The sequence below is a fragment of the Stenotrophomonas aracearum genome, from assembly GCF_031834615.1.
In the GTDB taxonomy this organism is placed as follows: Bacteria; Pseudomonadota; Gammaproteobacteria; order Xanthomonadales; family Xanthomonadaceae; genus Stenotrophomonas; species Stenotrophomonas aracearum.
Map to the genome: position 1 here is coordinate 568,824 of NZ_CP115543.1, position 24,466 is coordinate 593,289.

General features: G+C 67.5%; 26 protein-coding genes. 14 read left to right on the top strand and 12 right to left on the bottom strand.

What is annotated here, in order from left to right:
* Positions 1–286: 286 nt before the first annotated feature.
* The 3 genes from PDM28_RS02570 to PDM28_RS02580 all read left to right on the top strand — a co-directional run bounded on the left by PDM28_RS02570 (position 287) and on the right by PDM28_RS02580 (position 5,853).
* Positions 287–3,235: a bifunctional diguanylate cyclase/phosphodiesterase gene (locus PDM28_RS02570; RefSeq protein WP_311183723.1), complete on the top strand. Its 2,949-nt coding sequence runs from the start codon at positions 287–289 to the stop codon at positions 3,233–3,235.
* Positions 3,236–3,343: 108 nt separating this feature from the next.
* Positions 3,344–4,138 carry a dioxygenase family protein gene (locus PDM28_RS02575; RefSeq protein WP_311183724.1) on the top strand — a complete coding sequence of 265 codons (795 nt, stop codon included), beginning with the start codon at positions 3,344–3,346 and terminating at the stop codon, positions 4,136–4,138.
* Positions 4,139–4,209: 71 nt separating this feature from the next.
* Complete coding sequence (locus PDM28_RS02580) at positions 4,210–5,853, top strand: Na+/H+ antiporter (RefSeq protein WP_102946555.1); 1,644 nt, start codon at positions 4,210–4,212, stop codon at positions 5,851–5,853.
* A gap of 246 nt (positions 5,854–6,099) precedes the next feature.
* Here PDM28_RS02580 and PDM28_RS02585 read toward each other — a convergent pair whose 3' ends face one another.
* Positions 6,100–6,351: a DUF3297 family protein gene (locus PDM28_RS02585; RefSeq protein ID WP_102946554.1), complete on the bottom strand. Its 252-nt coding sequence runs from the start codon at positions 6,349–6,351 to the stop codon at positions 6,100–6,102.
* A 136-nt stretch (positions 6,352–6,487) separates the two neighbouring features.
* Here PDM28_RS02585 and PDM28_RS02590 point away from each other — a divergent pair, with 136 nt between their 5' ends.
* On the top strand, positions 6,488–7,030 hold the full coding sequence (locus PDM28_RS02590; protein ID WP_311183725.1) for a DUF6630 family protein: 543 nt from the start codon (positions 6,488–6,490) through the stop codon (positions 7,028–7,030).
* A 98-nt stretch (positions 7,031–7,128) separates the two neighbouring features.
* Here PDM28_RS02590 and PDM28_RS02595 read toward each other — a convergent pair whose 3' ends face one another.
* From PDM28_RS02595 to msrB, 5 genes are all read right to left on the bottom strand, one after another.
* Entirely contained in the window at positions 7,129–7,410 is a 282-nt protein-coding gene (locus tag PDM28_RS02595) for a DUF4031 domain-containing protein (protein ID WP_311183726.1), read from the bottom strand.
* A gap of 14 nt (positions 7,411–7,424) precedes the next feature.
* A complete protein-coding gene (locus PDM28_RS02600) occupies positions 7,425–7,925 on the bottom strand; it encodes a hypothetical protein (RefSeq protein ID WP_102946551.1) in 501 nt (166 codons plus the stop codon).
* Positions 7,926–7,976: 51 nt separating this feature from the next.
* The gene (gene motB, locus PDM28_RS02605; protein WP_102946550.1) at positions 7,977–8,954 is read right to left on the bottom strand and encodes a flagellar motor protein MotB; all 978 of its coding nucleotides are present in this window, start codon (positions 8,952–8,954) and stop codon (positions 7,977–7,979) included.
* Positions 8,955–8,963: 9 nt separating this feature from the next.
* Positions 8,964–9,818, bottom strand: coding sequence for a flagellar motor stator protein MotA (motA, locus tag PDM28_RS02610; protein WP_102946549.1), 855 nt, complete (start codon positions 9,816–9,818; stop codon positions 8,964–8,966).
* Between the two features lie 90 nt (positions 9,819–9,908).
* Positions 9,909–10,376 (bottom strand): peptide-methionine (R)-S-oxide reductase MsrB, encoded by a 468-nt coding sequence (gene msrB, locus PDM28_RS02615; protein ID WP_102946548.1) that lies wholly within the window; start codon positions 10,374–10,376, stop codon positions 9,909–9,911.
* 125 nt (positions 10,377–10,501) lie between these two features.
* Here msrB and PDM28_RS02620 point away from each other — a divergent pair, with 125 nt between their 5' ends.
* A complete protein-coding gene (locus PDM28_RS02620; protein WP_311183727.1) occupies positions 10,502–10,909 on the top strand; it encodes a classical arabinogalactan protein 4 in 408 nt (135 codons plus the stop codon).
* Between the two features lie 147 nt (positions 10,910–11,056).
* Complete coding sequence (locus PDM28_RS02625; RefSeq protein ID WP_102946546.1) at positions 11,057–11,221, top strand: lana protein; 165 nt, start codon at positions 11,057–11,059, stop codon at positions 11,219–11,221.
* Between the two features lie 62 nt (positions 11,222–11,283).
* Here the strand turns inward: PDM28_RS02625 and PDM28_RS02630 are convergent, their stop codons facing one another.
* Positions 11,284–11,763, bottom strand: coding sequence for an AsnC family transcriptional regulator (locus tag PDM28_RS02630; protein ID WP_070208992.1), 480 nt, complete (start codon positions 11,761–11,763; stop codon positions 11,284–11,286).
* Positions 11,764–11,911: 148 nt separating this feature from the next.
* Between PDM28_RS02630 and PDM28_RS02635 the strand changes: the two genes are divergently transcribed.
* Both PDM28_RS02635 and alr read left to right on the top strand, forming a co-directional pair.
* Positions 11,912–13,225 carry a D-amino acid dehydrogenase gene (locus PDM28_RS02635; RefSeq protein WP_102946545.1) on the top strand — a complete coding sequence of 438 codons (1,314 nt, stop codon included), beginning with the start codon at positions 11,912–11,914 and terminating at the stop codon, positions 13,223–13,225.
* On the top strand, positions 13,204–14,280 hold the full coding sequence (gene alr / locus PDM28_RS02640) for an alanine racemase (RefSeq protein ID WP_102946544.1): 1,077 nt from the start codon (positions 13,204–13,206) through the stop codon (positions 14,278–14,280). The genes PDM28_RS02635 and alr overlap by 22 nt, the downstream gene beginning before the upstream one ends.
* Here alr and PDM28_RS02645 read toward each other — a convergent pair.
* A complete protein-coding gene (locus tag PDM28_RS02645; protein ID WP_311183728.1) occupies positions 14,267–14,833 on the bottom strand; it encodes a DUF3016 domain-containing protein in 567 nt (188 codons plus the stop codon). The genes alr and PDM28_RS02645 overlap by 14 nt on opposite strands.
* A 207-nt stretch (positions 14,834–15,040) precedes the next feature.
* Between PDM28_RS02645 and PDM28_RS02650 the strand changes: the two genes are divergently transcribed.
* Both PDM28_RS02650 and PDM28_RS02655 read left to right on the top strand, forming a co-directional pair.
* Entirely contained in the window at positions 15,041–17,068 is a 2,028-nt protein-coding gene (locus PDM28_RS02650; RefSeq protein WP_425507630.1) for an ATP-binding protein, read from the top strand.
* Positions 17,069–17,136: 68 nt separating this feature from the next.
* Positions 17,137–17,427 carry a DUF3247 family protein gene (locus PDM28_RS02655; protein ID WP_102946542.1) on the top strand — a complete coding sequence of 97 codons (291 nt, stop codon included), beginning with the start codon at positions 17,137–17,139 and terminating at the stop codon, positions 17,425–17,427.
* 24 nt (positions 17,428–17,451) lie between these two features.
* On the opposite strand, the gene PDM28_RS02660 is transcribed toward PDM28_RS02655, so the two are convergent.
* Positions 17,452–17,715, bottom strand: a complete 264-nt coding sequence (locus tag PDM28_RS02660) for a hypothetical protein (protein ID WP_102946541.1) — start codon at positions 17,713–17,715, stop codon at positions 17,452–17,454.
* Between the two features lie 152 nt (positions 17,716–17,867).
* On the opposite strand from PDM28_RS02660, the gene PDM28_RS02665 reads away from it, so the two are divergent.
* From PDM28_RS02665 to PDM28_RS02675, 3 genes are read left to right on the top strand one after another with little or no spacing between them, the layout of a single operon-like run.
* Positions 17,868–18,950, top strand: a complete 1,083-nt coding sequence (locus PDM28_RS02665; RefSeq protein WP_311183729.1) for a class I SAM-dependent methyltransferase — start codon at positions 17,868–17,870, stop codon at positions 18,948–18,950.
* A complete protein-coding gene (locus PDM28_RS02670; protein WP_311183730.1) occupies positions 18,947–19,651 on the top strand; it encodes a pseudouridine synthase in 705 nt (234 codons plus the stop codon). The genes PDM28_RS02665 and PDM28_RS02670 overlap by 4 nt, the downstream gene beginning before the upstream one ends.
* Entirely contained in the window at positions 19,648–20,328 is a 681-nt protein-coding gene (locus PDM28_RS02675) for an HAD family hydrolase (protein ID WP_311183731.1), read from the top strand. Before PDM28_RS02670 ends, PDM28_RS02675 begins: the two co-directional genes overlap by 4 nt.
* Before the next feature lie 75 nt (positions 20,329–20,403).
* Here the strand turns inward: PDM28_RS02675 and fabB are convergent, their stop codons facing one another.
* Positions 20,404–21,612 (bottom strand): beta-ketoacyl-ACP synthase I, encoded by a 1,209-nt coding sequence (gene fabB, locus PDM28_RS02680; protein WP_070208983.1) that lies wholly within the window; start codon positions 21,610–21,612, stop codon positions 20,404–20,406.
* Complete coding sequence (fabA, locus tag PDM28_RS02685; protein ID WP_102946537.1) at positions 21,612–22,127, bottom strand: 3-hydroxyacyl-[acyl-carrier-protein] dehydratase FabA; 516 nt, start codon at positions 22,125–22,127, stop codon at positions 21,612–21,614. The genes fabB and fabA overlap by 1 nt, the downstream gene beginning before the upstream one ends.
* Positions 22,128–22,369: 242 nt before the next feature.
* On the opposite strand from fabA, the gene dinB reads away from it, so the two are divergent.
* On the top strand, positions 22,370–23,449 hold the full coding sequence (dinB, locus tag PDM28_RS02690; protein ID WP_311183732.1) for a DNA polymerase IV: 1,080 nt from the start codon (positions 22,370–22,372) through the stop codon (positions 23,447–23,449).
* 249 nt (positions 23,450–23,698) lie between these two features.
* On the opposite strand, the gene PDM28_RS02695 is transcribed toward dinB, so the two are convergent.
* Positions 23,699–24,337 carry an NAD(P)-dependent oxidoreductase gene (locus PDM28_RS02695; RefSeq protein WP_311183733.1) on the bottom strand — a complete coding sequence of 213 codons (639 nt, stop codon included), beginning with the start codon at positions 24,335–24,337 and terminating at the stop codon, positions 23,699–23,701.
* Positions 24,338–24,466: the final 129 nt, after the last annotated feature.

Here is a 24,466-nt window from a genome sequence, read left to right on the forward strand (position 1 = left end):
GTCTAATCCGCCCGGGTGTCCCGGTTCTTTGCTGAGTACCGCCGCGGCCGGTGCCGATCATGGAGGGTTCACGGCCCGGCCGGTGGCGATAAACCTGTGACGGCCGTCTCACCCCTTCCCGAGGCGCCCGGGCTGGTGCATGCTGGGGCCAAGGCGCTGGGCCAAGGCCTGGCCCGTGGGGAACGGGTCCGCAGGGCGTCAAGAAATTGCGACGTCGGCCGCTCAGGTTGGGGAAACCAGGAAGCGTTTACATGAAGTCAGGCCGTCACGCTGGTAGAGGTATGCAATGCCCGCACTGAGCCAGCCGATGGCGCGGCCGCTGCGGACGATCGTGTGGATGGGCACCGCCCTGGGCGTGCTGCTGGGCGTGGGCCTGGTGGTGATGCTGGCCAATGACTTCCAGCGCCGGCAGGACGCCGCGCAGCGGCAGAGCTCGGCGCTGGCAACCGGTTCGCAGCGCCTGCTGCGCGTGGAACTGCGCAATCTGGAGCGCGCCATGCGCGGCATCGCCGCCGACGGCGCGCAGCTGTTCGACAGCGTGCCGACGCAGGCGCCGGACCTGCTGGATGAATCCATCGACGGGGTCCTGCAGCGCCACGGCGAACTGGAGAGCATTGTCGTGGTGGACCAGTTCGGGCGCGCGCTGACCAGTGGCGGCGGCGATCTGACCCTTCCACTTTGGATCGTGGAAAACCATCGCGGTGCCGACAGTCAGCTTTACCTGGGTCCGCCGCAGGACCTGGGCATGCGGCGCTGGGTGCTGCCGTTGGCCCTGCGCATGGGTGAAGACCGCTGGCTGCTTGCCCGAATGCATACCAGCGAGCTGCAGTCGATCATCAGCGGGCTGGACATCGGCTACCACGGGGTGATCTCGATCAGCGACGTGGCCGGGCATGTGCTGGCGCGCAGCCCGGACAACGAAGGCCTGACCGGGAAGCAGTTCAAACTGCAGCGGCGCGACCTGATCGGACGCGATGCCGTGCTCGCGTTGGGTATCGAGTACAGCCCGATCGACAAGGTGGAGCGCATTTCCACCCTGACCACGCTGGCCGAGTACCCGCTGGCGGTGTACGCGGGGCTGGGCCGGCAGGACGTGCTGGCGCCGTGGTGGCCGTACGTGCAGGCCTCGGTGGGCCTGTTCCTGCTGTACTGGGGCGCGTTCGCGCTGGTCTACACCAGCCTGCGCCGCGCCACCCGCCGCCAGGACGCGATGAGCGCCGAGCTGCGCACCGGCCATGCCGAACTGCGCATGGCCCACCAGGTCGGCAAGATCTGCACCTGGACCGTGGACGAAGACGCCGCCGTGCTGCGCTGGTCGCCGCTGGCCCGCGAGATCTTCGGTATTCCGATCGATTCGCTGTCGGTGTCGGATTTTTTCCAGCGCGTGCACCACGAAGACGCGCCGCGCCTGCAGGACGCCTTCCACCATGCGTTCGCCGGCAATGGCGTGCTGGATGAGATGTTCCGCATCGTGCTGCCGGGTGGCACCACGCACTGGGTCTCCGCGCGCGGCCAGCAGGTGGGCGGCAGCGACCACGAACGGCGCATGATCGGCGCGCTTACCGACGTGAGCGAGCGGGTCCAGGCGCTGGCGCGCGCGCAGCAGGCCGAGCGCCAGTTCCGTCTCCTGTTCGACCGCAACCCGGCGCCGTTCTGGGTGTTCGACCCGGACACCCTGCGCTTCCTGGAAGTGAACGAAGCGGCGGTGCGCCAGTACGGCTACAGCCGCGACGAGTTCCTGGCCATGAGCATCCTGGACATCCGCCCGCGCGAAGGCTGGGAAGAGATCCGCGGCGCCATCGCCAGTGCCGCCAACGGCGACCTGCAGGACGCCAAGGTGCGCCTGCACCGGCGCAAGGACGGCACCGTGTTCGAAGTGCGCGCGCACCTGGCGCGGCTGGATTTCGACGGGCGCGAGGCGTGCCTGGTGCTGGCCGAGGACATCAGCGACCGCATGGCCTACGAACGCGACCTGGCCTACCACGCCACCCACAACCCGGCCACCGGCCTGCTCAACACGCGCGCGCTTGCCGCGCAGCTGGACGAAGAGGGCGGCAGCTACACCATTGCCTACGTGCAGTTCCGTGGCCTGCAGCTGGTCGCCGACACGCTGGGCCGCGAAGTGGGCGACGTGGTCCTGCAGGCCATGGCCAAGCGTTTGGGCGGACTGGGCGTGCGCTATGGCCTGCTGGCATTCCAGCCGGCCGAGGATTTCATCTTCGCCATCCGCGACGACCACGAGCGCCAGACCGCGCTGGATACGCTGGTGCAGACCGTCTCCGAACCGGTGCGTGGGCAGGACTGGCTGCACCAGTTCGAGCCGCGCATTGGCGTGGCGGTGAAGTTCGAAGGCGACGTGGTCAGTGCCGAACAGGTGATCGGCATGGCCGCACAGGCCGCGCATGCCGCACGCGACGAGGGCAGCGTGATTGCCTGGTTCGACAACACGGTGAGTTCGCGGCTGGCCGATCGCCTGCGCCTGGCCGGACGCATCCACAGTGCGATCGATGCCGAATTCGAGCTGTATTTCCAGCCGATCTGCCACGCCAGCGACGGCACCCCGGCGGCGCTGGAAGCGCTGCTGCGCTGGCCGCAACCGGACGGCAGCTTCATTCCGCCGGGCGAGTTCATCCAGCTGTGCGAAGACACCGGGTTGATCCTGGCGCTGGGGCGCTGGGTGATCCGCGAAGCGGCGCGCGCGCAGCGCCAGCTGGTGGACGCCGGCTGGGACCTGCCGATCGCGGTGAACGTGTCGGCGGTGCAGTTCTTCAACAGCGACCTGGTGGCCGAGTTCCAGCGCGCCAGCCAGGAATTCGGGCTGGCACGCGGCGCGCTGCACGTGGAGCTGACCGAGAGCAGCCTGATGCGCAAGCCGGGCCAGGCCAAGCAGACCATGCAGCGCATGCACGAGCAGGGCATCCACATTTCGCTGGACGACTTCGGCACCGGTTACTCCAACATGTCCTACCTGCAGCACCTGCCGCTGGACATCCTGAAGATCGACCGCAGCTTCGTGGCCGATGTGGAAACCAACCCGCGCAACGCGTCCATCTGCCGCGCGCTGTTGTCGCTGGGCCACAGCATGGGCCTGACCGTGATCGCCGAAGGCGTGGAAACCCCGGGCCAGCACGAATGGCTGGCCGCGCACGGCTGCGACCAGGTGCAGGGCTACCTGCTGGGTAGGCCGGCACCGTTGGTGGAGGTGATCGGGCGGTTGGAGCTGGCCGCGGTGTGATGGGCGACCGTTTTGTTCTGAAAATGAAACGAATAGCGGTATCTGGCGGCCTTTAACTACACTCATATTGGGAATAGGCTGGTGTTCTGGATTCCCCGGAGCTCCGCCATGACCCGCCTGCCGTCGCTGTACATCTCCCATGGTTCGCCGATGACCGCCCTGCAGCCGGGGCTGGTGGGCGTGCGCCTGGCCGAGCTGGCCGCGCAGCTGCCGCGCCCGCGCGCGATCGTGATGGCCTCGGCGCACTGGCTGACCCGCCAGCCGGTAGTGGGGGCGCACCCGCAGCCGCCGACCATCCACGACTTTGGCGGCTTCCCGCAGGCGCTGTTCGACATCCAGTACCCGGCGCCGGGCGACCCGGCACTGGCGGATGAGATTGCCGAGCGCCTCGACAAGGCCGGCCTGCCGACGCTGCAGGACCCCACCCGTGGCCTCGACCACGGCGCCTGGGTGCCGCTGCGCCTGCTCTACCCGCAGGCCGACATTCCGGTGGTGCCGCTGGCGCTGCAGCCGCTGCAGGGACCGGCCCACCAGTTCGCGCTGGGCCGCGCGCTGGCGCCGCTGCGCGAGCAGGGCGTGCTGCTGGTCGGTTCGGGCAGCATCACCCACAACCTGCACGACTTTCGCGAATACCAGAGCGGTGGCGAAGCGCCGTATGTGCGGCCTTTCATCGAATGGGTGGAACAGCGCCTGCAGGCCGACGACAGTGCCGCATTGCTCGATTACCGGCGCCAGGCGCCGCATGCCGAGCGCGCGCATCCGACCGACGAGCATTTCCAGCCGTTGCACTTCGCACTCGGCGCGGCCGGCGGCGATACGCTCGGCGCGCAGCGCATCGATGCCGGTATCGACGCCGGCATGCTGGCCATGGACATCTACCGCTTCGACGGCCCCGCGCACTGAGGCGCCAAAGCGCCTTTCGTACGCGGTTACGGATCGGTGTGGTAATTTTTTCCAGGATTCCTGGAAAATGCATGCATACGATTGAAGTCGTCCTGGCGATGCTGGTGGCGGTAGTCGCCAGCGGCTACCTGGTTCGCGTATTGCCGTTGTCGGTGCCGCTGCCACTGGTGCAGATCGGGCTGGGGGCAGTGATTGCGGGGGTGTTCAACCGCGGCCACGCGCTGGAGCCGGACCTGTTCTTCCTGCTGTTCCTGCCGCCGCTGCTGTTCCTGGACGGCTGGAAGATTCCCAAGCAGGGCCTGTTCCGCGACAAGGGCGTGATCCTGGAGCTGGCCTTCGGGCTGGTGGTGTTTACCGTGCTCGGTGCCGGGCTGCTGATCCACTGGCTGATTCCGGTGATGCCGCTGGGCGTGGCGTTCGCGCTGGCTGCGATCATCTCGCCGACCGACCCGGTGGCGGTCAGCTCGATCGCCAAGAGCGCGCCGATCCCCAAGCGGCTGATGCACATCCTGGAAGGCGAGTCGCTGTTGAACGATGCCTCCGGCCTGGTCTGTTTCCGCTTCGCGGTGGCGGCGGTGATGACCGGTGCGTTCTCGCTGGCCGACGCCTCGCTGACCTTCCTGTGGGTGGCGGTGGCCGGGCTGGCGATCGGCGTGGCGGTCACGTTGGGTGTTTCCACGTTCCAGCGCTGGCTGTGGCGGCGCTTCGGCGAAGAGCCCGGCGCGGCGATGCTGGTCAACCTGCTGATCCCGTTCGCGGCGTACCTGCTGGCCGAAGAAGCCAATGCCTCGGGCATCCTGGCGGCGGTGTCGGCGGGCGTCACCATGAGCTACGTGGAGCTCACCGGCCGTGTTTCCGGCAGCATGCGCGTGCAGCGCATGGCGGTGTGGAACATGCTGCAGTTCGCCTTCAACGGCATCATGTTCGTGCTGCTCGGCGAACAGCTGCCCGGCATTGTCGACCGCGCGATGACCACGGTGAGCGAAAGCGGCCACCACAGTGCGTGGTGGCTGCTGGTGTACGTGGTGGTGATCAACCTGGCGCTGGTGCTGTTGCGCCTGGCATGGGTGTACCTGTCGCTGCGCTGGAGCCTGCTGCGTGCGCGGCATCGCGGCGAGGCCAGGCAGGGCACCTCGTGGCGGATCGTGGTGGCCACCTCGCTGGCCGGCGTGCGCGGTGCGATCACGCTGGCCGGTGTGTTGACCCTGCCGCTGTTCTTGCCCGATGGCACGGCGTTCCCGGCGCGTGACCTGGTGATTTTCCTGGCGGCGGCGGTGATCCTGGTCTCGCTGGTCGGTGCCAGCGTGGCATTGCCGCGCTTGTTGAAGGGGCTGGAACTGCCGGCCGATTCGGGTGAGCGCAAGGAAGAAGACCTGGCGCGCAGGCTGGCGTCGAAAGCGGCGTTGGCCGGCGTGGAGCGCATGCGCCAGCAACTGGTGCAGAACCAGACCACCGACAACGTACAGCTGTACAACGACGCGGCCTCACGTGTGAGCCTGTTGTACCAGCGCGTGCTGGAGAAGGATGATGGCCCGGATGCGGACCCGGAAAAGGTGCGGCGGATGGAACAGGGCTACCGGCAGCTGCGCAGCGCGGGGTTGACCGCCGAGCGTGAAGAATTGTTCCGGCTGACCCGGCGCGGCAGGATTTCCGACGAGATCTCGCGGAAGCTGATCCGCAATCTGGACCTGTTGGAGACCCGGCAGCGGGATTGACGACCTTGCCAACGGGGCCTGAGTCCGGGCGATTCATCGGTAGGGTCGGTTCCCGAACGACCGCCGATAACGGTGATCGGCTCTGGGACGCATGACCTCGAACGGAAACTCGCCTTCGTTTTGCGGTCCATGCGTCAACGAACGTCGATCGCGTACGTGCGGTCGTTTGGGAACCGACCCTACCGGCGCCAGGTTGCATCGTGGACGGCCGCGGGGCCGTCCACGCATGCCGTCATGCACGGCCGGTCATTCCGCCGGCTTCTGATCCAGGTAATACGCCACCACCGTCCCCTTGACCTTGATCGTCATCGGGTTGCCACGGCGGTCGCGGGACTTGCCGGCCTGCACGCGGATCCAGCCTTCGCTGACCGAATACTCTTCAACGTTGTCGCGTTCGACATTGTTGAAGCGGATGCCCACGCCGCGCTCCAGCGCTGCGGCATCGTGGAAGGGGCTGGCCGGGTTGATCGCCAGGTGGTCGGGAGGGGTATCGCTCATGGGTATCGGTCGTTGAGGGCCACCACGGCCGTCTTCAGGCGCACAGGATAAACCGAGACGCCGCCCGGGCAGAATTTCGCTTCCTGCCAACGCCCGGCCACGGCAGAATGCCTGCCTGTCTCCAGGAATACCGGTCATGCCCGACAACAGCGATTATTTCGACTTCGAAGAAGACGAGCGCGATTTCGACGAAGACGACTTCGAGGCGCGGATCTGGAACCTGCTGGTGCTGATCAACCCGGGCGACGAAGAGCTGGCCCTGCAGCAGTTCAACCGTTGGCGCGAGGCGCTGCTGGAAAGCGGTGAGGAAGTCGACGAAGAGGCCGAATGGCTGCCGCCGCTGATGACCGCCATCGCCTGGCAGTCGGGCTTCGAGGTGGAGCGCGACGACGCCGATGCGCTGGTGTCGGCGGTAAACGAGCTGTCGGCGCGCTTCAACGTGCAGGTGGACTGGGGCGGCGACCTGGACGACGAGGATTTCGCCGGTGAAGTGGACGCGCCAATGTTGATGGCCACGGCCTACGACCGCCTGCGCGAGCACAATTATTCGCTGTGGAGCGTGGATACGGGCAATGGCGGCCTGGCCGGCTGGATGGCGCTGAACCGAGACGAAGACGCCATGCTGGCGCTGTGTTCGTTGCTGGGCGTGGAAGTGCGACCGGGTTCAGACCCGTTCTAACCGACGCTCGAAATCCGTAGTGCCGGCCGCCGGCCGGCTCTGCACGGTGCCGGCATTGCGAGGAGCCGGCATTGCGAGGAGCCGGCCAGCGGCCGGCACTACGTCGGGTCGGTGTACTGCGATCTTGCGTTGGCGATGACCTCTTTCACCAACTCGCGGTCAGTGTGCCTGGAAATCGCCCTCGCACCCAACGCAATCGCCTTCTCGCGTAACGGCGCTGGCACGTCGTAATGCGCGCCGCTGCGGCGGTTCTGGAAGGCCCGCCGGGGAATCCCGAGCTGCGCCGCCATGGCGTGCAGCTCGGGCAGGGTGTCGGCCATCAGATGCGCCCAGCGCTCGTCGCGCCAGGGGTGTACCGCATCGTCGATATAGACCGTCACCGGGTCGCCGGGGCTCAGGCCTGCGGCTTGTCGTCGCTGGCCGGGGCGGCGTCGGCCTTGTCGTCGGCCGGGGCGTCTTCGGTCGAGGCGTCAGCGGTTTCAGCGTCGTCGCCTTCCTCGCCTTCCGCCTCTTCCACGCCTTCGAACTCGGAGACCAGCTGGGCCAGGTACTCGTCGGCGGTCTTGCCTTCATCGGCGGCCAGGTCGTCGATCAGCTGCTGCAGCTGGGTCGAGTATTCCAGGGTGACCTTGCGGCCTTCCTTTTCCTGCACGTTGGAAAGGTGCTTGAGCATGGCCAGCATCGGCACCGGGTTGTCGGCGTTGCCCATGGTCTGGCCGCCAATGGCCAGCAGCCATTCGGTGCCCTGCAGGCCGATCGCGGCGACGACCTGGCCCTCTTCGTTGGTCAGCACGGCATGGTTCTGCACCGGCTGCTGGGCGTTGAGGCGGTTGATCGGGCGCTTCGGCTGGAGCTTCCTGCGCTTGTCGCGCTTGGCTTTGGACTGCTTGGACATGGGGTTTGTTCTATGTAATGCGGAAAGTCCCCATTGTACGACCCCGCCGCCTCAGGGTGAGGCGGTGGGGGGCGCGGCGGCCGGGGCGGGTGCCGGGGCACCCTGGGGGGCGTGGATATCGGCATCCTGCACGGTGGGCGAGAGCGCCACTTCCTGGCCGGAACCGGCCAGGGCGGCGGCTTCGGCGGCCTTGGTCATCACCACGATGCTGATCCGGCGGTTGATCGGGTTGTCCGGCTGGGTCTTGTCGAACAGCACCGAGGACGACAGCCCGACCACGCGGGTGACCTTCTCGTCGGCCATGCCGCCGTCCAGCAGCGCACGCCGGGCGGCGTTGGCGCGGTCGGCGCTGAGCTCCCAGTTGCTGTAGCCGTGCGCGGCGTTGTACGCGGTGATGTCGGTGTGGCCGGTGATGCTGATCCGGTTCGGCACGTGGTTGATGAACTGCGACAGCTCGCGGAGGATGTCGCGGGTGTAGCCCTTCAGCGCCGCGCTGCCCACGTCGAACATCGGCCGGTTCTGCTTGTCCACGATCTGGATGCGCAGGCCTTCCGGGGTCAAATCCAGCAGCAGCTGGTCCTTGAACGGCTCCAGCGCCTGGCTCTTGCTGATCGCCTCTTCCAGCTCCTGCTTCAGCACTTCCAGCTGCTTCTTCTCACGCTCGCGCTCGTCTTCCTGCGGCACCGGGCGTTCGGCCTGCTGGTTCTGGAACGGGTCGTTGCTGTTGCCGCGCGACACGTCGGTGGCGCCGCCCAGCTTGATCATCGAGGTGCTGGCGCCACCCGGGCCGGCCATGCCCGGGGCGGGCGTGGAGCTCTGCCCGGTGAGCGGGCTGGGATTGCGGAAGTATTCGGAAATGGCGGCGCGCTCGGGCTTCGTGGTGGCCGCCATCAGCCACAGCACCAGGAAGAACGCCATCATCGCGGTCACGAAGTCGGCGTAGGCCACCTTCCAGGCGCCGCCGTGGTGTGCGCCATGCCCGGCCTTCTTGACCTTGCGGACGATGACGGTGGGTTTGTTCTCGGCCATGGCAGTGCCTTACTTGACCGTCTTCAGGTGGGCTTCGAACTCGCTGAAGCCCGGGCGCACGTTCGACGGCAGGGTCTTGCGGGCGAATTCCAGCGCGATCTTCGGGTTGTAGCCGCGCAGGCAGGCCAGCAGGGCGGTCTTCACCGACTCGTAGATGCGGCTGTCCTGTTCGGCGCGCGCTTCCACGGCGGCGGCCAGCGGGCTGACGAAGCCGTACGCCATCAGGATGCCCAGGAAGGTACCCACCAGGGCGCCGGCCACGTGCGCGCCCACTTCCTCGATCGCACCACCGATGGAGCCCATGGTGATCACGATGCCCAGCACCGCGGCGACGATACCGAAGCCGGGCAGGCCGTCGGAGACCTTGTTGAGCGCGGCCGAGGGCTGCATGGCTTCGGCATGGTGCTTTTCCAGCTCCATTTCCAGCAGCGGTTCCAGTTCGTGCGGCTCGATGTTGCTGCCGATCATCAGGCGCAGGCAGTCAGTGATGAAGTCCACCAGGTGGTGGTCGGACTGCACCTTGGGGTAGTTGGCGAAGATGGCGCTGTCGGCCGGGCGCTCGACATGGTCTTCCAGCGCCATGAAGCCCTCGCGGCGGGCCTTGTTGAGCAGTTCGTAGAGCAGGCTGAGGACGTCGATGTAGTCCTGCTGCTTGTAGCGCGGGCCCTTGAACACGCCGATCGAGGCCTGCAGGGTCTGCTTGACCGTCTTGATCGGGGTGCCGACCAGGAACGCGCCCAGCGCCGCGCCGCCGATGATGACCAGCTCATAGGGCTGCCACAGGGCGCCCAGCTTGCCGTGCGCGCCGACGTAGCCGCCGAGCACGCTGATGATGACGATGAGGAAACCGACAATGATGAGCATGGTGCGGACGCGGAGGTGGGGATACCTCGTTGTCGGCACCAGGTGAAGGTTTCTGAAGGGTGGCGTCCGTTCGACGTCACACTTTTGAGATCAGCCGGCCGGTTCCGCCTCGGCCCCGCCGCGCTGCAGGGGATCCGGATACGGCTCGCCATTGGGGGTGAACGACAGCGAGACCGAGTTGAGGCAGTGCCGCTCCAGGCTCGGCAGCGGGCCGTCCGGGAACACATGGCCCAGATGGCTGTCACAGCGCGCACAGACGATCTCGGTACGGACCATGCCATGACTGGTGTCACGGATTTCACGCACGTGGGCCGGGTCGAACGGGGCGAAGAAGCTCGGCCAGCCGGTGCCGGAGTCGAACTTGGTGCTGGAACGGAACAGCGGCAGGCCGCACAGCCGGCAGCAGTAGACGCCGTCCTGCTTGTTGTCCAGGAACACGCCGCAGAACGGACGTTCGGTACCGTGCTGGATCAGCACGGCCCGCTCGTCTGCGCTGAGACCGGCAATCAGCGCCTGGCGCTGGGCATCGCTGGGCGGGGTGAGGTCGAAAGCAGTCATGGGCGGTCCTCGTAGGGGTGACGGCAAGATGGGGGCGGGCGGCGCCCTGGACAAGCGAAGGTGTTCATGGTGCTGACACGCGCGCTGGCGCAGGGTGAATGCCTGTCCCGTCGTGAGCACGTGCCATGAAACATCTTTCCCGCCTGGCCCTGTCCCTGCTGGCGCTGCTGCCGCTGGTCGCAGCAGCGCAGATCGCCGCGCCGCGCAAACCCACCGACACCCGGCCGGTGACCGCTCCCACGCCGACCCAGCCTGCGCGTCCCGCAGATACCCTGTCCGCGCCACCGCAGCCGGTAACAGCGCCGGTACAGGGCATGCAGCCGCCGCGCACGCAGCCGATCCAGAGCCAGGGCCCGGCGCGCGTGGTGCCGCCTGCGCCACCGGCCAGCACCGCACCCGTCAAGGTGTATGACCGCAACGGACGCATCGTGCCGGGCATGCAGCAGGCGGGGCCGAACCGCGTGCTCGATACGCGCACCGGGCGTTACTACGATTCCGTGCCGACCGGTGATGGACAGCGCGTCAAGCCGTGATGCATGAACGCTTTACCAACGCAGGCCCTCAGTCAGCGGTGTCAACGTTTCACCTCACTGATTTTTCGCCTGTGATTAACCGGTTTTGCGGGATTCTGTACATGCGCCGCAACACCGCGCATCCCAACGGTAGAAGGTGTAATTCTTATGGCTAACCAGCAGAACCAGAATCCCGGCAAGTCGCCGCAGGACCAGCAGGGCCAGCAGAACCAGAAACCCGGCCAGCAGAACCAGCAGCAGTGGGATCAGCAGAACCAGAAGGGTGGCAAGCAGCAGGATCAACGCAACCCGGACCAGAAACAGCAGCGTTGATGCGCTGGTAACAGCTCCGAGGGCGGTGCGCATGAGCGCGCCGCCCTTCTGCTGTGCGCCGATCAATCCGGAATGGGCAGGGTCAGCGTTTCCTTGACCTCTTCCATCACGATGTAGCTCTTCGATTCGCGCACGTGCGGCAGCGTCAGCAGGGTGCTGCCGAGAAGCTTGCGGTACGAGGCCATCTCGCTGATGCGCGCCTTCAGCAGGTAATCGAAATCGCCGGAGACGAGATGGCACTCCAGCACGTTGGGCAACTTCAGCGCCGCACGGCGGAACTCCTCGAAGATGTCGCCGGACTTGTAAGCCAGGCTGATCTCCACGAACACCAGCAGGCTGGCCTTGAGGTACTGCGGGTCGAGCCGGGCGTAGTAGCCGGTGATCGCGCCGTCGCGCTCCAGCCGGCGCACCCGCTCGGTACAGGGGGTGGTCGACAGGCCCACCCGCTCACCCAGTTCGGTGAACGAAATGCGCCCTTCCTCCTGCAGGATGCGCAGGATCTTGCGGTCGATCTTGTCCAGCTCGCGGGAACGGGCGGCCATGGCGTCAGCCTCTCGGGGGTGTTGGCGCGACAATACCCTGCCTGAGTCGCCAAAAACAGATAAATTGCATGGTTTGGCCGGAATATACTTCCTCAATTATGGTCCCGGCACGCTCCAGTGCAGGGAATGATCCGGTTGGAGAGGTCTCATGCGCGTTCTAGTCCTTGGCAGTGGGGTAATCGGCACGACCAGTGCCTGGTACCTGCGGCAGGCCGGGTTTGAAGTCACCGTGGTCGACCGGCAGCCCGGTCCGGCCCTGGAAACCAGCTTCGCCAATGCCGGCCAGCTCTCGTTCGGCTACACCTCGCCGTGGGCCGCCCCGGGCGTGCCGCTCAAGGCGGTGAAGTGGCTGTTCTCCGAACACGCGCCGCTGGCGATCCGCCCCGGGCTGGACCTCAACCAGTACCGCTGGCTGGCGCAGATGCTGCGCAACTGCACGCACGAGCGCTACGCGATCAACAAGGCGCGCATGGTGCGCATGTCCGAGTACAGCCGCGACTGCCTCAACGAGCTGCGCACCGAGACCGGCATCGAGTTCGAAGGCCGCGACCTGGGCACCACCCAGCTGTTCCGTACCCAGCAGCAGCTGGACGCCTCCGCGCAGGACATCGAAGTGCTGGCCCAGTACGGCGTGCCGTATGAAGTGCTGGACCGCGCCGGCATCATCGCCCACGAACCGGCATTGGCCAGCGTGGCCGACACGCTGGTTGGCGCGCTGTGGCTGCCGCGCGACCAGACCGGCGACTGCCAGCTGTTCACCCGCCGCCTGGCGCAGATGGCCATGGACGCCGGGGTGGAATTCCGCTTCGACCAGGACATCGCCGGGCTGGTCACCGATGGCGACCGCATCACCGGCGTGCGCATCGACGGCAAGGTGGAAACCGCCGACCGCTACGTGGTCGCGCTGGGCAGCTACTCGCCGTCGCTGGTGGCGCCGCTGGGCATGCACCTGCCGGTGTACCCGCTGAAGGGCTACTCGCTGACCCTGCCGATCACCAATGCGGCGATGGCGCCGACCTCGACCATCCTGGACGAGAGCTACAAGGTGGCGGTGACCCGTTTCGACGACCGCATCCGCGTGGGTGGCATGGCCGAAGTGGGCGGGTTCGACCTGTCGCTGTCGCCGCGCCGCCGCGCCACCCTGGAAAAGGTGGTGCGCGACCTGTACCCGGACGGCGGCGACCTCTCGCGCGCCGAGTTCTGGACCGGCCTGCGCCCGGCCACCCCGGACGGCACGCCGGTGATCGGCGCCACCCCGTACCGCAACCTGTTCCTCAACACCGGCCACGGCACGCTGGGCTGGACCATGGCCTGCGGTTCGGGCCGTTACCTGGCCGACCTGATGAGCGCGCGCCAGCCGCAGATCAGCACCGAAGGCCTGGATATCTTCCGTTATGGCGGCCACCACGCCGCGTCCGTCCAACACAGTGAACCCAAAGCATGCGTCCAGCCCGCGCGTTGATCGACCTGGATGCGTTGCGCTCCAACTTCCGCCTGGCGCGTGAACTGGGCGGCGGTCGCAAGACCCTGGCCGCGGTAAAGGCCGACGCCTATGGCCACGGTGCCGTAGCCTGCGCGCGCGCGCTGGACGGCGAGGCCGACGCGTTCGGCGTGGCCTGCATTGAAGAAGCGCTGGAACTGCGCGCGGCCGGCATCAGCGGCCCGATCCTGCTGCTGGAAGGCTTCTTCGACGCCGACGAGCTGCCACTGATCGTGCAGCACAAGCTGTGGTTCGCGGTGGCCGCGCCGTGGCAGGTGGACGCGGTGGAAGCGTTCCAGACCGACGCCACGCTGCAGATCTGGCTGAAGCTGGACAGCGGCATGCACCGCCTGGGCCTGGCCCCGGCCGAGTTCCGCGCCGCGCATGCGCGGCTGTCGGCCCTGCCGCAGGTGGCGCCGATGGTGCTGATGAGCCACATGGCCCGCGCCGACGAACTGGACAGCCCGCGCACGCGCGAACAGGCCGACCTGTTCGCCGCCACCATTGAAGGTCTGGCCGGCGAAACCAGCCTGTGCAACTCGCCGGCCCTGCTGGGCTGGCCGGACGTGCGCAGCGACTGGGTGCGCCCGGGCCTGATGCTGTACGGGGCCAACCCGCTGGCCGCGCACAATGCCTACACCGAGCGCCTGCGCCCGGTGATGACCATGCAGTCGAAGATCTTCGCCACCCGCGAGATCGCCGCCGGCGAACCGGTCGGCTACGGCGCCCGCTTCGTCGCCGAACGCCCGACCCGGGTCGGCGTGGTGGCGCTGGGCTATGCCGATGGCTACCCGCAGTTCGCCCCGAACGGCACCCCGGTGCAGATCGACGGCCAGCCCGGCCACCTGATCGGCCGGGTCTCGATGGACATGCTCACCGTGGACCTCACCGACCTGCCGCAGGCCGGGGTGGGCAGCACCGTCACCCTGTGGGGCGACGCGCCCCGCCTGGACGTGCTGGCCCCGCTGTGCAAGGTCAGCGCGTACCAGCTGCCGTGCGCGGTCAAGCGCGTGGCGCGGGTCCTCAGCGGCGGCTAGACGGCGAGGGCAGCAGGCGGCGCAGCCAGTCGTCCAGCAGGCGCTTCTCGAAGCGCAGCGGGTCGTTGTTGCTGAGCAGCCCGGTGTTGGTCAGGTAGCCCATGTCGATCAGCTTCTCATCGCCCTGCTGCAGCACCGCGCCCTGCGCATCGCGCAGGGTGAAGGTGAGGCTGATCCGCGGCGGATAGATGTTGCGCATGATCCGGATGTCGTTGCCGCGCGGGCCGTTCTGCGGCTCGAAATCACCGGCCCGCTTGATGTCGGTGATCTTCACGTCCAGGGTCTGGCCCGGCGCCAGGCGCTTGCTGGCGCTGGTCCGGAGGTAGTCCGCCAGCTGGTACACCCAGTTGCCGCTGCGCGCCTCGAACTGGTTGGAGCTGCTGCGGATCTCGGTGAACTGGGCCGGGTCGGTCCACTTCACCTGGACCGGGCTTTCGCCGGTGAGCGCGCGCGGCGCGTCCGGCGCGGTGACCGTGCGGGGCGCGGCCGACGCGCAGCCCACGAGCAGCATCAGACAGCTCAAAGCACCAGCCAGCAAGGGTTTGCGGTTCATGGCACAGCCTCGGTCAGGGTCTTGAAGGAGAGACGCTATGGAGTGTGATCCTGTTCACGCGACGGAACAATTGCCTTCCACAATACGCCACGGTCCGTCTGGGCATGGTTCACTTACGTCAAAACCGGGCCGTTGTTTGACGCGACGAATACGCGCTCTGAACGATGCTGTGTCCCTCCGCGCCATCCGCTACCTCTCTCGACGCCCTTGTCCAGCCTGACCGCCTCGACCTTCACACGTGCGCCGCATGCGGCCCCAGTGCCCGATCCTTCCCTGCACCGCGCGGTGCTGGAGGGGTTGAGTGCGGGCTTCTGCATCATCGAGGTGATGATCGAGAACGGCGTCGGGGTGGATTACCGCTTCCTGGAAGTGAATGACGCCTTCGAGCGCAATACCGGCTTGAGCGAAGCCTCCGGGCGGCTCATGAGCGAGCTGCAGCCCACCCACGAGCCCGAGTGGTACCGGGTGTACGGCCAGATCGCGATGACCGGCCGTTCGCAGCAGTTCGAGCTGGAAGCCCGCGCGCTGGGCCGCTGGTACGCGGTGGAAGCGATGCGGGTGGGCGAGGCGCATGAGCGCCGGGTGGCGGTGCTGTTCTTCGACATCACCAACCGCAAGCAGATCGAAGTGGAGCTGGCCGAAAGCGAGGCGCGCTTCAGCGCGCTGGCCGACGGCCTGCCGATGCCGGTATGGGTGCTGGACGAACTGGGCCATGCGCGCTTCGTCAACAGTGCCTTCAGTGAATTCTTCGGTGGCGACGAACAGCGCGTGCCGGAAGATGTATGGCGCGGGCTGGTGCAGCCCGACGATGTCTCGGTGTTCGATTACGAGCTGCAGGCCGCGCTGCGCGCGCAGCGTTCGATGCAGGTGCTGGTGCGCGGACTGCGTGCCGACGGCGAATGGCGCTGGCTGGAAATGAATGCCAAGCCGCGCTTCTCCCGCGCCGGCCGCTTCATCGGCCTGGCCGGCAGCAGCACCGATGTGACCGAGCGCCGCGAAATCGAAATGGCGCGCGAAGAGCTGCTGCAGTCCGAGCGCGCCGCGCGCAACGCCGCTGAAAGCATGGCGCGCCTGAAGGACGAGTTCCTGGCCACGCTCTCGCACGAGCTGCGCACCCCGCTGACCACCATCCTGGGCTGGAGCGAACTGCTGCTGCAGCGCGTGGACGATACCAGCCCGCTGTACAAGGGCCTGGGCGTGATCGCCAACAGCGCCATGGCGCAGAAGCGGCTGATCTCGGACATGCTGGACCTGAGCAGCATGCTGCTCGGCAAGGTGCAGCTGGAAGTGGAAGTGCTGGACCTGCGCGCGCAGCTCACCGAGGCGCTGCGCGCCCAGGAGCTGGTCGCCGAAGGCAAGGCGCTGGACATGAAGCTGGTGATGCCGGACGAACCGGCGCTGGTGCTGGGAGACGGCACCCGCCTGCAGCAGGTGCTGTGGAACCTGCTCAGCAACGCGATCAAGTTCACCCCGGCGGCCGGCTCGGTCACTGTCACCCTGTCCACCGACGGGGCGCACTGGACCGTCAGCGTGGCCGACTCCGGCGATGGCATCGCCCCCGAATTCCTGCGGCATCTGTTCAGCCGCTTCCGCCAGGCCGATGGCACCACCACCCGTCGCCATGGCGGGCTGGGCCTGGGCCTGGCGATCGTGCAGCAGCTGGTGGAACTGCACGGCGGCACGGTGGCGGCCAACAGCGAAGGCCATGGCCTGGGCGCGGAATTCACCGTGCAGCTGCCGCGCTACCAGCCGCAGGCCGACGGCCGACCGCTGCGTGAAGTATTCAGTGGCCCGATCCACGAGCAGCTGATCGAGCCATACCCGTTGAAGGGCCTGCGCCTGCTGGCGGTGGAAGACCAGCCCGAAGTGCTGGAATACCTGCGCCGGCTGCTGGAAGAGCAGGGCGCCCAGGTCACGGCGGTGGCCTCGGCGGCCGAAGCGCTGGCGCTGCTGGACGACGGCGGCCATGAAGACGTGGACGTACTGCTGACCGACATCGGCATGCCCGGCATGGACGGCTATGGGTTGGCCGCGGCGCTGCGCAACGAGTTCGGGCTGGACGCCGCCGCCCTGCCGATCGTGGCAGTCACCGCGCTTGCCCGCGCCGACGACCGCAAGCGTGCGCTCGCCTCGGGTTTCCAGGAGCACGTGGCCAAGCCGTATTCGGTGGCCCAGCTGGTCTCGGCGGTGCGCACGGTGCTGGCAGCCAACCGCGAATCCGCAGCAGCGCGCTGAAAGAGCCCGGTTTCCGACAACCCGGTAGAGCCACGCCCTGCGTGGCTGTGCAACCCAAAGGATCCAGAATGTCCCGCTATGCCCCCACCATCCACACCCACCAGGCCGACATCGCCGCGCTGGAAGCCCTGCTGCCCCAGCTCAAGGGCCAGACCCAGGTGGAAGTGACGCTGAAGGACGGCACCCGCGTGTCCGGCACGGTTGCGGTACAGCCCACCGTGCAGCAGTACCGCGATGCGGATGAAAACGAAGGCACCAACGGCGAACTGCGCCTGGACGACCTGAACGACCCGGCCCAGCAGCATCTGCTGTGGCTGGACCAGATCGCATCGGTCAGCGAGCTGCCGCCGCACCCGTAGCGCCGGGCTGGGCCCGGCGCTACTTCAGTGCTGGAAAACCTCGGGTGTCGCCTCGAACCGGCGCGCGTACGCACGTTCGTCCGCCACGCGCGACACTTCTTCGTCCGCCAGGTCCGGCGCGCCGTACACCGCGTATGCGACCGCGCCGTCGTCCTTCTTGCCCACCTGGTGCAGCCGGTACCGCGCGTGCCCGCCGCCGGTGTCTTCCGGGTAATGAACCGGCGGCTGTGCGCCTTCCAGGTCCATCTCGCTGTTGTCGACCACGCCCCCGACGAACAATGCGCGCATGAGCTACCTCCGTTGCAAGTGAGCCTTCACCCTGACCGACGGCATGTTGCGGTGGCATCAAGACAGCGTTGAATAAACGCAAATCGCGACAGGAACGAGGCGGATCGGGCAAAACGTTAGAATGGCGGTCACTTTTCAAGATCTGCCCCCGCATGGCTGCCCAGCACGACGCTCCCCTGGAAACCCTGTTCCTGCCTTTCGGCGGCGCGCTGACCTGGCCGGCCGGTCCGGTGCTGTTCCTGCGCGCCCGCGACGGTTGGCCGCTGCGTGAACGCGCGCAGCCGGGCCAGCTGGTCTGCGAACAGAGCTTCCGCCCGTTCGCCGACGCGCTGGAAGCCAGTGGCTGGACCGTGCGTGATGAGCAGCAGCTGGGCGAGGACGCGACCCGCTACGCCGTGGTGCTGGTGCTGCCGCCGCGCCAGCGCGAGGAAGCCCGCGCCCTGTTTGCCCGGGCCCTGGCCCTGGCCGCCCCGGGCGGCATCGTGGTGGCCTGCCAGCACAACAACGAAGGCGCGCGCTCTGGCGAAGGCGACCTGCAGCAGCTGGCCGGGCTGGGCGGCAAGATGACCAAGAACCACTGCCGGGTTTACTGGACCGCGCCGCTCAACGGCCAGCACGACGCCGCGCTGGCCCAGCGCTGGGCCGCGCTGGACGCGCCGCGCGCGATCCTGAGCGGGCGCTTCCAGAGCCGCCCCGGCATCTTTGCCTGGGACCGGATCGACCCGGCGTCCGCCCTGCTGGTGGAGCAGCTGCCGGCCGATCTGGCCGGGCGCGGCGCCGACCTCGGCGCGGGTTACGGCTACCTCTCCACCGAGGTGCTGCAGCGCTGCCCGCAGGTGACCGGACTGGACCTGTTCGAGGCCGAAGGCCGCGCGCTGGCGCTTGCCCGGGAGAACCTCGAGAAGCTGGCCTCGCCGGCCAAGCTCGGCTTCCACTGGCATGACGTCACCGCTGGCGTGCAGGGCCAGTACGACTTCATCGTGACCAACCCGCCGTTCCACACCCCATCGCGTGGCGACCGCCCGGACATCGGCCGTCGCTTCATTGCCGTGGCCGCCGAGGCGCTGCGCCCGGGCGGGCGAATGTGGCTGGTGGCCAACCGCCACCTGCCGTACGAGCAGATCCTCAATGAAAGCTTCGGCGACGTGCGCGTCGCCGCCGAGCGCGATGGCTTCAAGCTGATCGAAGCGACCAAGGCCAAGGCGGCTCCGGTCCGCAGCGGGAAGCGCGCATGAAGCTGGTGAAGCTGCTGGCCAACCTCGGCTATGGCAGCCGCAAGCAGGTCCAGCTGATGTTCCGCGAAGGCCTGGTGACCGACGCCGAAGGCGAGGTGCTGTATGCCGACGACCAGGTCGAGCACGCCGCGATCCGCGTTGAAGGCGAGCCGCTGGACCCGCCGGCGGGGCTGACCCTGATGCTGCACAAGCCGCGCGACTACACCTGTTCGACCAAGGACAAGGGCCGGCTGATCTACGACCTGCTGCCGCCGCGTTACCGCGAGCGCTCGCCGCTGCTGTCGTCGGTGGGCCGGCTGGACCGCGACACCAGCGGGCTGCTGCTGATGACCGACGACGGCGCGTTGCTGCACCGGATCGTCTCGCCCAAATCGCGCCTGGACAAGGCCTACCAGGTGACCCTGGCGCAGGACCTGCACGGCGACGAGGCCGCGCGCTTCGCCAGCGGCAGCTTGATGTTGCAATCAGACGACAAGCCGCTGCTGCCGGCCGAGCTGCATGTGCGTTCGCCGCGCGAAGCCGAGCTGGTCCTGCACGAAGGTCGCTACCACCAGGCACGGCGCATGTTCGCCGCGGTGGGCAACCACGTGCAGGCGCTGCACCGCAGCCGCATTGGCGGGCTGTCGCTGGGCGACCTGCCGGAAGGCGAGTGGCGCATCCTCGATGCGGCCGACCTGGAAACGCTGTTCAACGTGCCATGACCCTGATCGCCGCGCTGCCGTTCCTGCCCGAGGCGGTCATCTTCGACATGGATGGCCTGATGATCGACAGCGAGCGGGTGTCCATCGCCTGCTGGTCGCAGGCGGCGCAGGAGCTGCAGCTGCCGTTCGCGGATGACTTCTGGCTGGGGCTGGTCGGGCTGGGCGACCGCGACTGCGAACAGCTGCTGCTGCAGCACATCAGCGCCGACCAGGTGGCCGCGTTGTACGCGCGCTGCCACGACCTGTACGAAGCGCGCACCCAGCAGGGCCTGCCGCTGCGCCCGGGCATCATGGAGCTCCTGCAGCTGCTGCAGGCGCACGGCATTCCGCGCGCGGTGGCCACCTCCACCCGGCAGCCGCGCGCCAACCGCAAGCTGGCTGCGGCCGGCCTGCTGCCGTACTTCGACCACGTGGTCACCAGCGATCAGGTCGCCCACCCCAAGCCGGCGCCGGACATCTACCTGCTGGCCGCGCACAAGCTGGGCAAGGACCCCGCGCGCTGCCTGGCGCTGGAAGACTCCCCGGCCGGTACCCGCGCCGCGCTCGCGGCCGGCATGACCGCGATCCAGGTGCCCGACCTGGTGCACCCCGACGAAGCGCTGCGTGCCCTCGGCCACCGCATCGTCGATTCCCTGCACGACGCCCACGCATTGCTGCTGCCGCTGTTGTCGCGCTGAGTCGCATGCACAGAGATGCACACACAAAAAACCCGGCACATGGCCGGGTTTTCTGTTCACGCGGAACGTCGGCCATTACACCCGGCCAAACACCAGCGCCGCATTGGTGCCGCCAAAGCCGAAGCTGTTGGACATCACCGTGTTCAACTGCACGTCCTGGCTCTCGCGCACGATCGGGAACCCTTCCACCGCCGGGTCCAGCTCACCGATGTTGGCCGAACCGGCCATGAAGCCGTCGCGCATCATCAGCAGGCAGTAGATCGCTTCATGTACGCTTGCCGCGCCCAGCGAGTGGCCTGACAGCGCCTTGGTCGAGGACAGCGGCGGAATCGATTCGCCGAACACTTCGCGCACCGCCTTCAGCTCGGTGACGTCGCCCAGCGGGGTCGAGGTGCCGTGCGTGTTGAGGTAGTCGATCGGACCGCTCACATCCTTCATCGCCATGTGCATGCAGCGCACCGCGCCCTCACCGGACGGGGCGACCATGTCGGCACCGTCGGAGGTCACGCCGTAGCCGATCAGCTCGGCGTAAATGCGCGCGCCACGGGCAACAGCGTGGTCGTAGTCCTCCAGCACCAGCATGCCGCCGCCACCGGCGATGACGAAGCCGTCGCGGTCCTTGTCGTACGGGCGCGAGGCAGTAGCCGGGGTCTCATTGAAGCGGGTCGACAGCGCGCCCATCGCATCGAACATCACGCTCATCGACCAGTGCAGGTCTTCACCGCCACCGGCGAACATCACGTCCTGCGCGCCATGACGGATCAGGTCCGCGGCGGCGCCGATGCAATGTGCCGAGGTCGCGCACGCGGCCGACAGCGAATAGCTCAGGCCCTTGATCTGGAATGCGGTGGCCAGGCAGGCCGACACGGTCGAGCACATCGTACGCGGCACCATGTACGGGCCGACCTTGCGCACGCCACGCGCGCGCAGGATGTCGGCCGACTCCACCTGCCACTGGCTGGAACCGCCGCCGGAACCGGCGATCAGCCCGGTGCGCGGATTCACCACCTGCGACTCGTCCAGGCCGGCGTCGGCGATGGCGTCGCGCATGGCGATGTAGGCGTAGGCCGAGGCATCGCTCATGAAGCGCTTCAGCTTGCGGTCGATCTGCGCGTCCAGGTCCAGCTCGACGTTGCCGCCGACGTGGCTGCGCAGTCCGGCTTCGGCATGGTCGGGCAGGTTGCGGATGCCGGGACGGCCTTCACGCAGTGCGGCGGACACGGTGTCCAGATCGTTGCCCAGGCACGAGGTGATGCCCATTCCGGTAATGACGACACGACGCATCAGAAGTTCTCGGTGGAAGTGAACAGACCTACGCGGAGGTCCTTTGCGGTATAGATTTCGCGGCCATCGACCAGCATGCGCGCATCGGACTGCGCCATGACCAGCTTGCGGTTGATGACGCGGGTGATGTCGATTTCGTAGGTGACGAGCTTGGCGTCCGGCAGCACCTGGCCGGTGAACTTCACTTCACCGCAACCCAGTGCGCGGCCACGGCCAGGTGCGCCCAGCCAGGTGAGGTAGAAGCCGGTGAGCTGCCACATCGCGTCCAGGCCCAGGCAGCCGGGCATCACCGGGTCGCCGATGAAATGGCAGCCGAAGAACCACAGGTCGGGGCGGATATCCAGCTCAGCACGCACGTAGCCCTTGCCGTGTGGACCGCCTTCATCGCGGATGTCGGTGATGCGGTCGAACATCAGCATCGGATCGTTGGGCAGGCGACCGCTGCCCGGCCCGAACAGTTCGCCACGGGCACTGGCCAGCAGCTGTTCGCGCGAGAACGCGTGGAGACGAGTCATGGAAAACGCAATCCTGAGGAAGGTGACATCGGGTTGGCGCCGGCCCGGAGGCGGCTGTTGGTTGCCAATGAAAGTGCCCAAGAGTGCAGCGTATTTTTCATTCAATCAAACGTTTTAACCGTACGCCGGCGTAGTGTTTTCAGCTTGAAAAACGCATGTTGTTGTTATGAAAAGACCATACCCAGGCGTGTGGCTGTAATCTGTTCATATCTTTCTTCCGCCCTGGGCCTTGAGCCACCGCCGTGTCCGCACAACGCAAGATCATCCACGTCGACATGGACGCGTTCTACGCCTCGGTGGAGCAGCGCGACGATCCGTCGCTGCGCGGCAGGCCGGTGGTGGTGGCGTGGAAGGGGGCGCGCTCGGTGGTCTGCGCAGCGTCCTACGAGGCGCGCGTGTTCGGGATCCGCTCGGCGATGCCCGCGCTGCGCGCCGAGCGGCTGTGCCCGGACGCGGTGTTCGTGCCACCCGATTTCGTGCGCTACAAGGCGGTGTCGCGCCAGGTGCGCGAGATCTTCCTGCGCCACACCGACCTGGTGGAGCCGCTGTCGCTGGACGAGGCCTACCTGGACGTGACCGTGCACAAGGGCGGCATGACCGTGGCCACCGAGATCGCCCAGCAGATCCGCGCGCAGATACGTGAAGAGACCCAGCTGACCGCGTCGGCAGGCATCGCGCCGAACAAGTTCCTGGCCAAGATCGCCTCGGATTGGCGCAAGCCGGACGGCCAGTTCGTGGTGCCGCCGCACCGGATCGAGCAGTTCCTCACCCCACTGCCTGTGAAGCGCGTGCCGGGCGTGGGCAAGGTGATGGAGGGCAAGCTGGCCGAGCTTGGCATCGTCACCGTCGGCGACCTGCGCGCGCTGCCGCTGGAGCTGCTGGAAGCGCGCTTCGGCAGCTATGGCGGCAGCCTGTATCGGCGCGCGCGCGGCATCGACGAGCGGCCGGTGGAGCCGGACCAGCAGGTGCAGTCGATTTCCTCTGAAGACACCTTCGCCGAGGATCTGCCGCTGGAGGCGCTGGAACCGGCCATCGTGGAACTGGCGGGCAAGACTTGGCAGGCCACGCGCAAGACCGAGCGGGTGGGGCACACGGTGGTGCTGAAGTTGAAGACCTCGCAGTTCCGCATCATCACCCGCAGCTTCACCCCGGAGTCGCCGCCGGAAACGCTGGAAGAGCTGCGCGACATCGCGCTGGCACTGCGCGCGCGGGTAGACCTGCCGGCGGAGACGCGCTATCGCCTGGTGGGCGTGGGGTTGGGGGGATTCCGCGAACGTGAAGGGGTGACGCAGCTCGGATTGTTCGATCCGCTGAACGGGTGACCGTGGGCGTGCTTGTCGGGTGGGTGCTGCTTCGATCCGGGGTCATGCCTTCGCCGGTGTGATCAGCGTTATCGGCGGTCGATTGGGACGCGACCCTACCGGGGAAATCCCGCTGCGTCCGAACGACCGCGCGCGCTCAGCGCAGGCGAAAAACTGCCGGTAGGGTCGCACCCCAGTCGACCGCCGATGGCAGGGCAACGCGCGGTAGGGCATGACCCCCAATCGAGTCCGCACGTCGCCCCACCGACCTCAATACGCCACGGTCGCCACCTGCTTCACATACTGCGGCGACTCGATCTCGCTGACGAACGCATCGGCGTAGTCCGCGTAACTGATCCGGCTGTGCCCATCGGCGCCGACCAGGAACTGCTTGGCCTGCGTGCGGAACCCACCCTTCTGCGGCCCCGGGCCGATTTCGGCGGCCGGCGAATAGAACGTCCAATCCAGGTCGTCCACCTTCTGCAGCAGGTTGAACGCTTCACGCGCGGCCAGCGCCACCGGCTTGTACGCGTCCGGGAAGCCCTCGGTGTCCACCAGCTGCACGCCGGGGGCGACTTCCAGGGTGCCGGCGCCGCCGACCATCAGGAAGCGCGGCACGCCAGCCTGGCGGGCGGCCTTGACCAGTTCCGCGGTGACCGTGGTGACCGCGGAGGGTTCGTCGCCCGGCCGCGGGCCGAACGCGCTGGCTAGGACGTCATGGCCAGCGATGGCGGCCGCCAGGGCGTCGGTGTCGTCCAGCGCGGCCACGGCCAGCTGCGCGCCGTCCAGTTCGGCAGGGAGGTCCGTCTTACGGCGCACGATGGCGGTGACCTGATGGCCGCGGGCCAGGGCCTGGCGGGTGATTTCACGGCCGATGTTGCCGGTGGCACCAACGAGGGCAATCTTCATGGGGCGACGTCCGTAGCGGGGAGGAAAGCCAGCTTATGCCTCGGCAATCGGGGAAACACCACCGGCAGTGGTCCGATTCGTTGCACGGGTGCGCACTTACAATGGGGATTCCCCACGCAAGGCTCCCCC

Bases quoted from the DNA above. Each gene is read 5' to 3' on its own strand.
- PDM28_RS02570 (WP_311183723.1), top strand. From the start codon at position 287: ATGCCCGCACTGAGCCAGCCGATGGCGCGGCCGCTGCGGACGATCGTG.
- PDM28_RS02575 (WP_311183724.1), top strand. From the start codon at position 3,344: ATGACCCGCCTGCCGTCGCTGTACATCTCCCATGGTTCGCCGATGACC.
- PDM28_RS02580 (WP_102946555.1), top strand. From the start codon at position 4,210: ATGCATACGATTGAAGTCGTCCTGGCGATGCTGGTGGCGGTAGTCGCC.
- PDM28_RS02585 (WP_102946554.1), bottom strand. From the start codon at position 6,351: ATGAGCGATACCCCTCCCGACCACCTGGCGATCAACCCGGCCAGCCCC.
- PDM28_RS02590 (WP_311183725.1), top strand. From the start codon at position 6,488: ATGCCCGACAACAGCGATTATTTCGACTTCGAAGAAGACGAGCGCGAT.
- PDM28_RS02600 (WP_102946551.1), bottom strand. From the start codon at position 7,925: ATGTCCAAGCAGTCCAAAGCCAAGCGCGACAAGCGCAGGAAGCTCCAG.
- motB (WP_102946550.1), bottom strand. From the start codon at position 8,954: ATGGCCGAGAACAAACCCACCGTCATCGTCCGCAAGGTCAAGAAGGCC.
- motA (WP_102946549.1), bottom strand. From the start codon at position 9,818: ATGCTCATCATTGTCGGTTTCCTCATCGTCATCATCAGCGTGCTCGGC.
- msrB (WP_102946548.1), bottom strand. From the start codon at position 10,376: ATGACTGCTTTCGACCTCACCCCGCCCAGCGATGCCCAGCGCCAGGCG.
- PDM28_RS02620 (WP_311183727.1), top strand. From the start codon at position 10,502: ATGAAACATCTTTCCCGCCTGGCCCTGTCCCTGCTGGCGCTGCTGCCG.
- PDM28_RS02625 (WP_102946546.1), top strand. From the start codon at position 11,057: ATGGCTAACCAGCAGAACCAGAATCCCGGCAAGTCGCCGCAGGACCAG.
- PDM28_RS02630 (WP_070208992.1), bottom strand. From the start codon at position 11,763: ATGGCCGCCCGTTCCCGCGAGCTGGACAAGATCGACCGCAAGATCCTG.
- PDM28_RS02635 (WP_102946545.1), top strand. From the start codon at position 11,912: ATGCGCGTTCTAGTCCTTGGCAGTGGGGTAATCGGCACGACCAGTGCC.
- alr (WP_102946544.1), top strand. From the start codon at position 13,204: ATGCGTCCAGCCCGCGCGTTGATCGACCTGGATGCGTTGCGCTCCAAC.
- PDM28_RS02645 (WP_311183728.1), bottom strand. From the start codon at position 14,833: ATGAACCGCAAACCCTTGCTGGCTGGTGCTTTGAGCTGTCTGATGCTG.
- PDM28_RS02655 (WP_102946542.1), top strand. From the start codon at position 17,137: ATGTCCCGCTATGCCCCCACCATCCACACCCACCAGGCCGACATCGCC.
- PDM28_RS02660 (WP_102946541.1), bottom strand. From the start codon at position 17,715: ATGCGCGCATTGTTCGTCGGGGGCGTGGTCGACAACAGCGAGATGGAC.
- PDM28_RS02665 (WP_311183729.1), top strand. From the start codon at position 17,868: ATGGCTGCCCAGCACGACGCTCCCCTGGAAACCCTGTTCCTGCCTTTC.
- PDM28_RS02670 (WP_311183730.1), top strand. From the start codon at position 18,947: ATGAAGCTGGTGAAGCTGCTGGCCAACCTCGGCTATGGCAGCCGCAAG.
- PDM28_RS02675 (WP_311183731.1), top strand. From the start codon at position 19,648: ATGACCCTGATCGCCGCGCTGCCGTTCCTGCCCGAGGCGGTCATCTTC.
- fabB (WP_070208983.1), bottom strand. From the start codon at position 21,612: ATGCGTCGTGTCGTCATTACCGGAATGGGCATCACCTCGTGCCTGGGC.
- fabA (WP_102946537.1), bottom strand. From the start codon at position 22,127: ATGACTCGTCTCCACGCGTTCTCGCGCGAACAGCTGCTGGCCAGTGCC.
- PDM28_RS02695 (WP_311183733.1), bottom strand. From the start codon at position 24,337: ATGAAGATTGCCCTCGTTGGTGCCACCGGCAACATCGGCCGTGAAATC.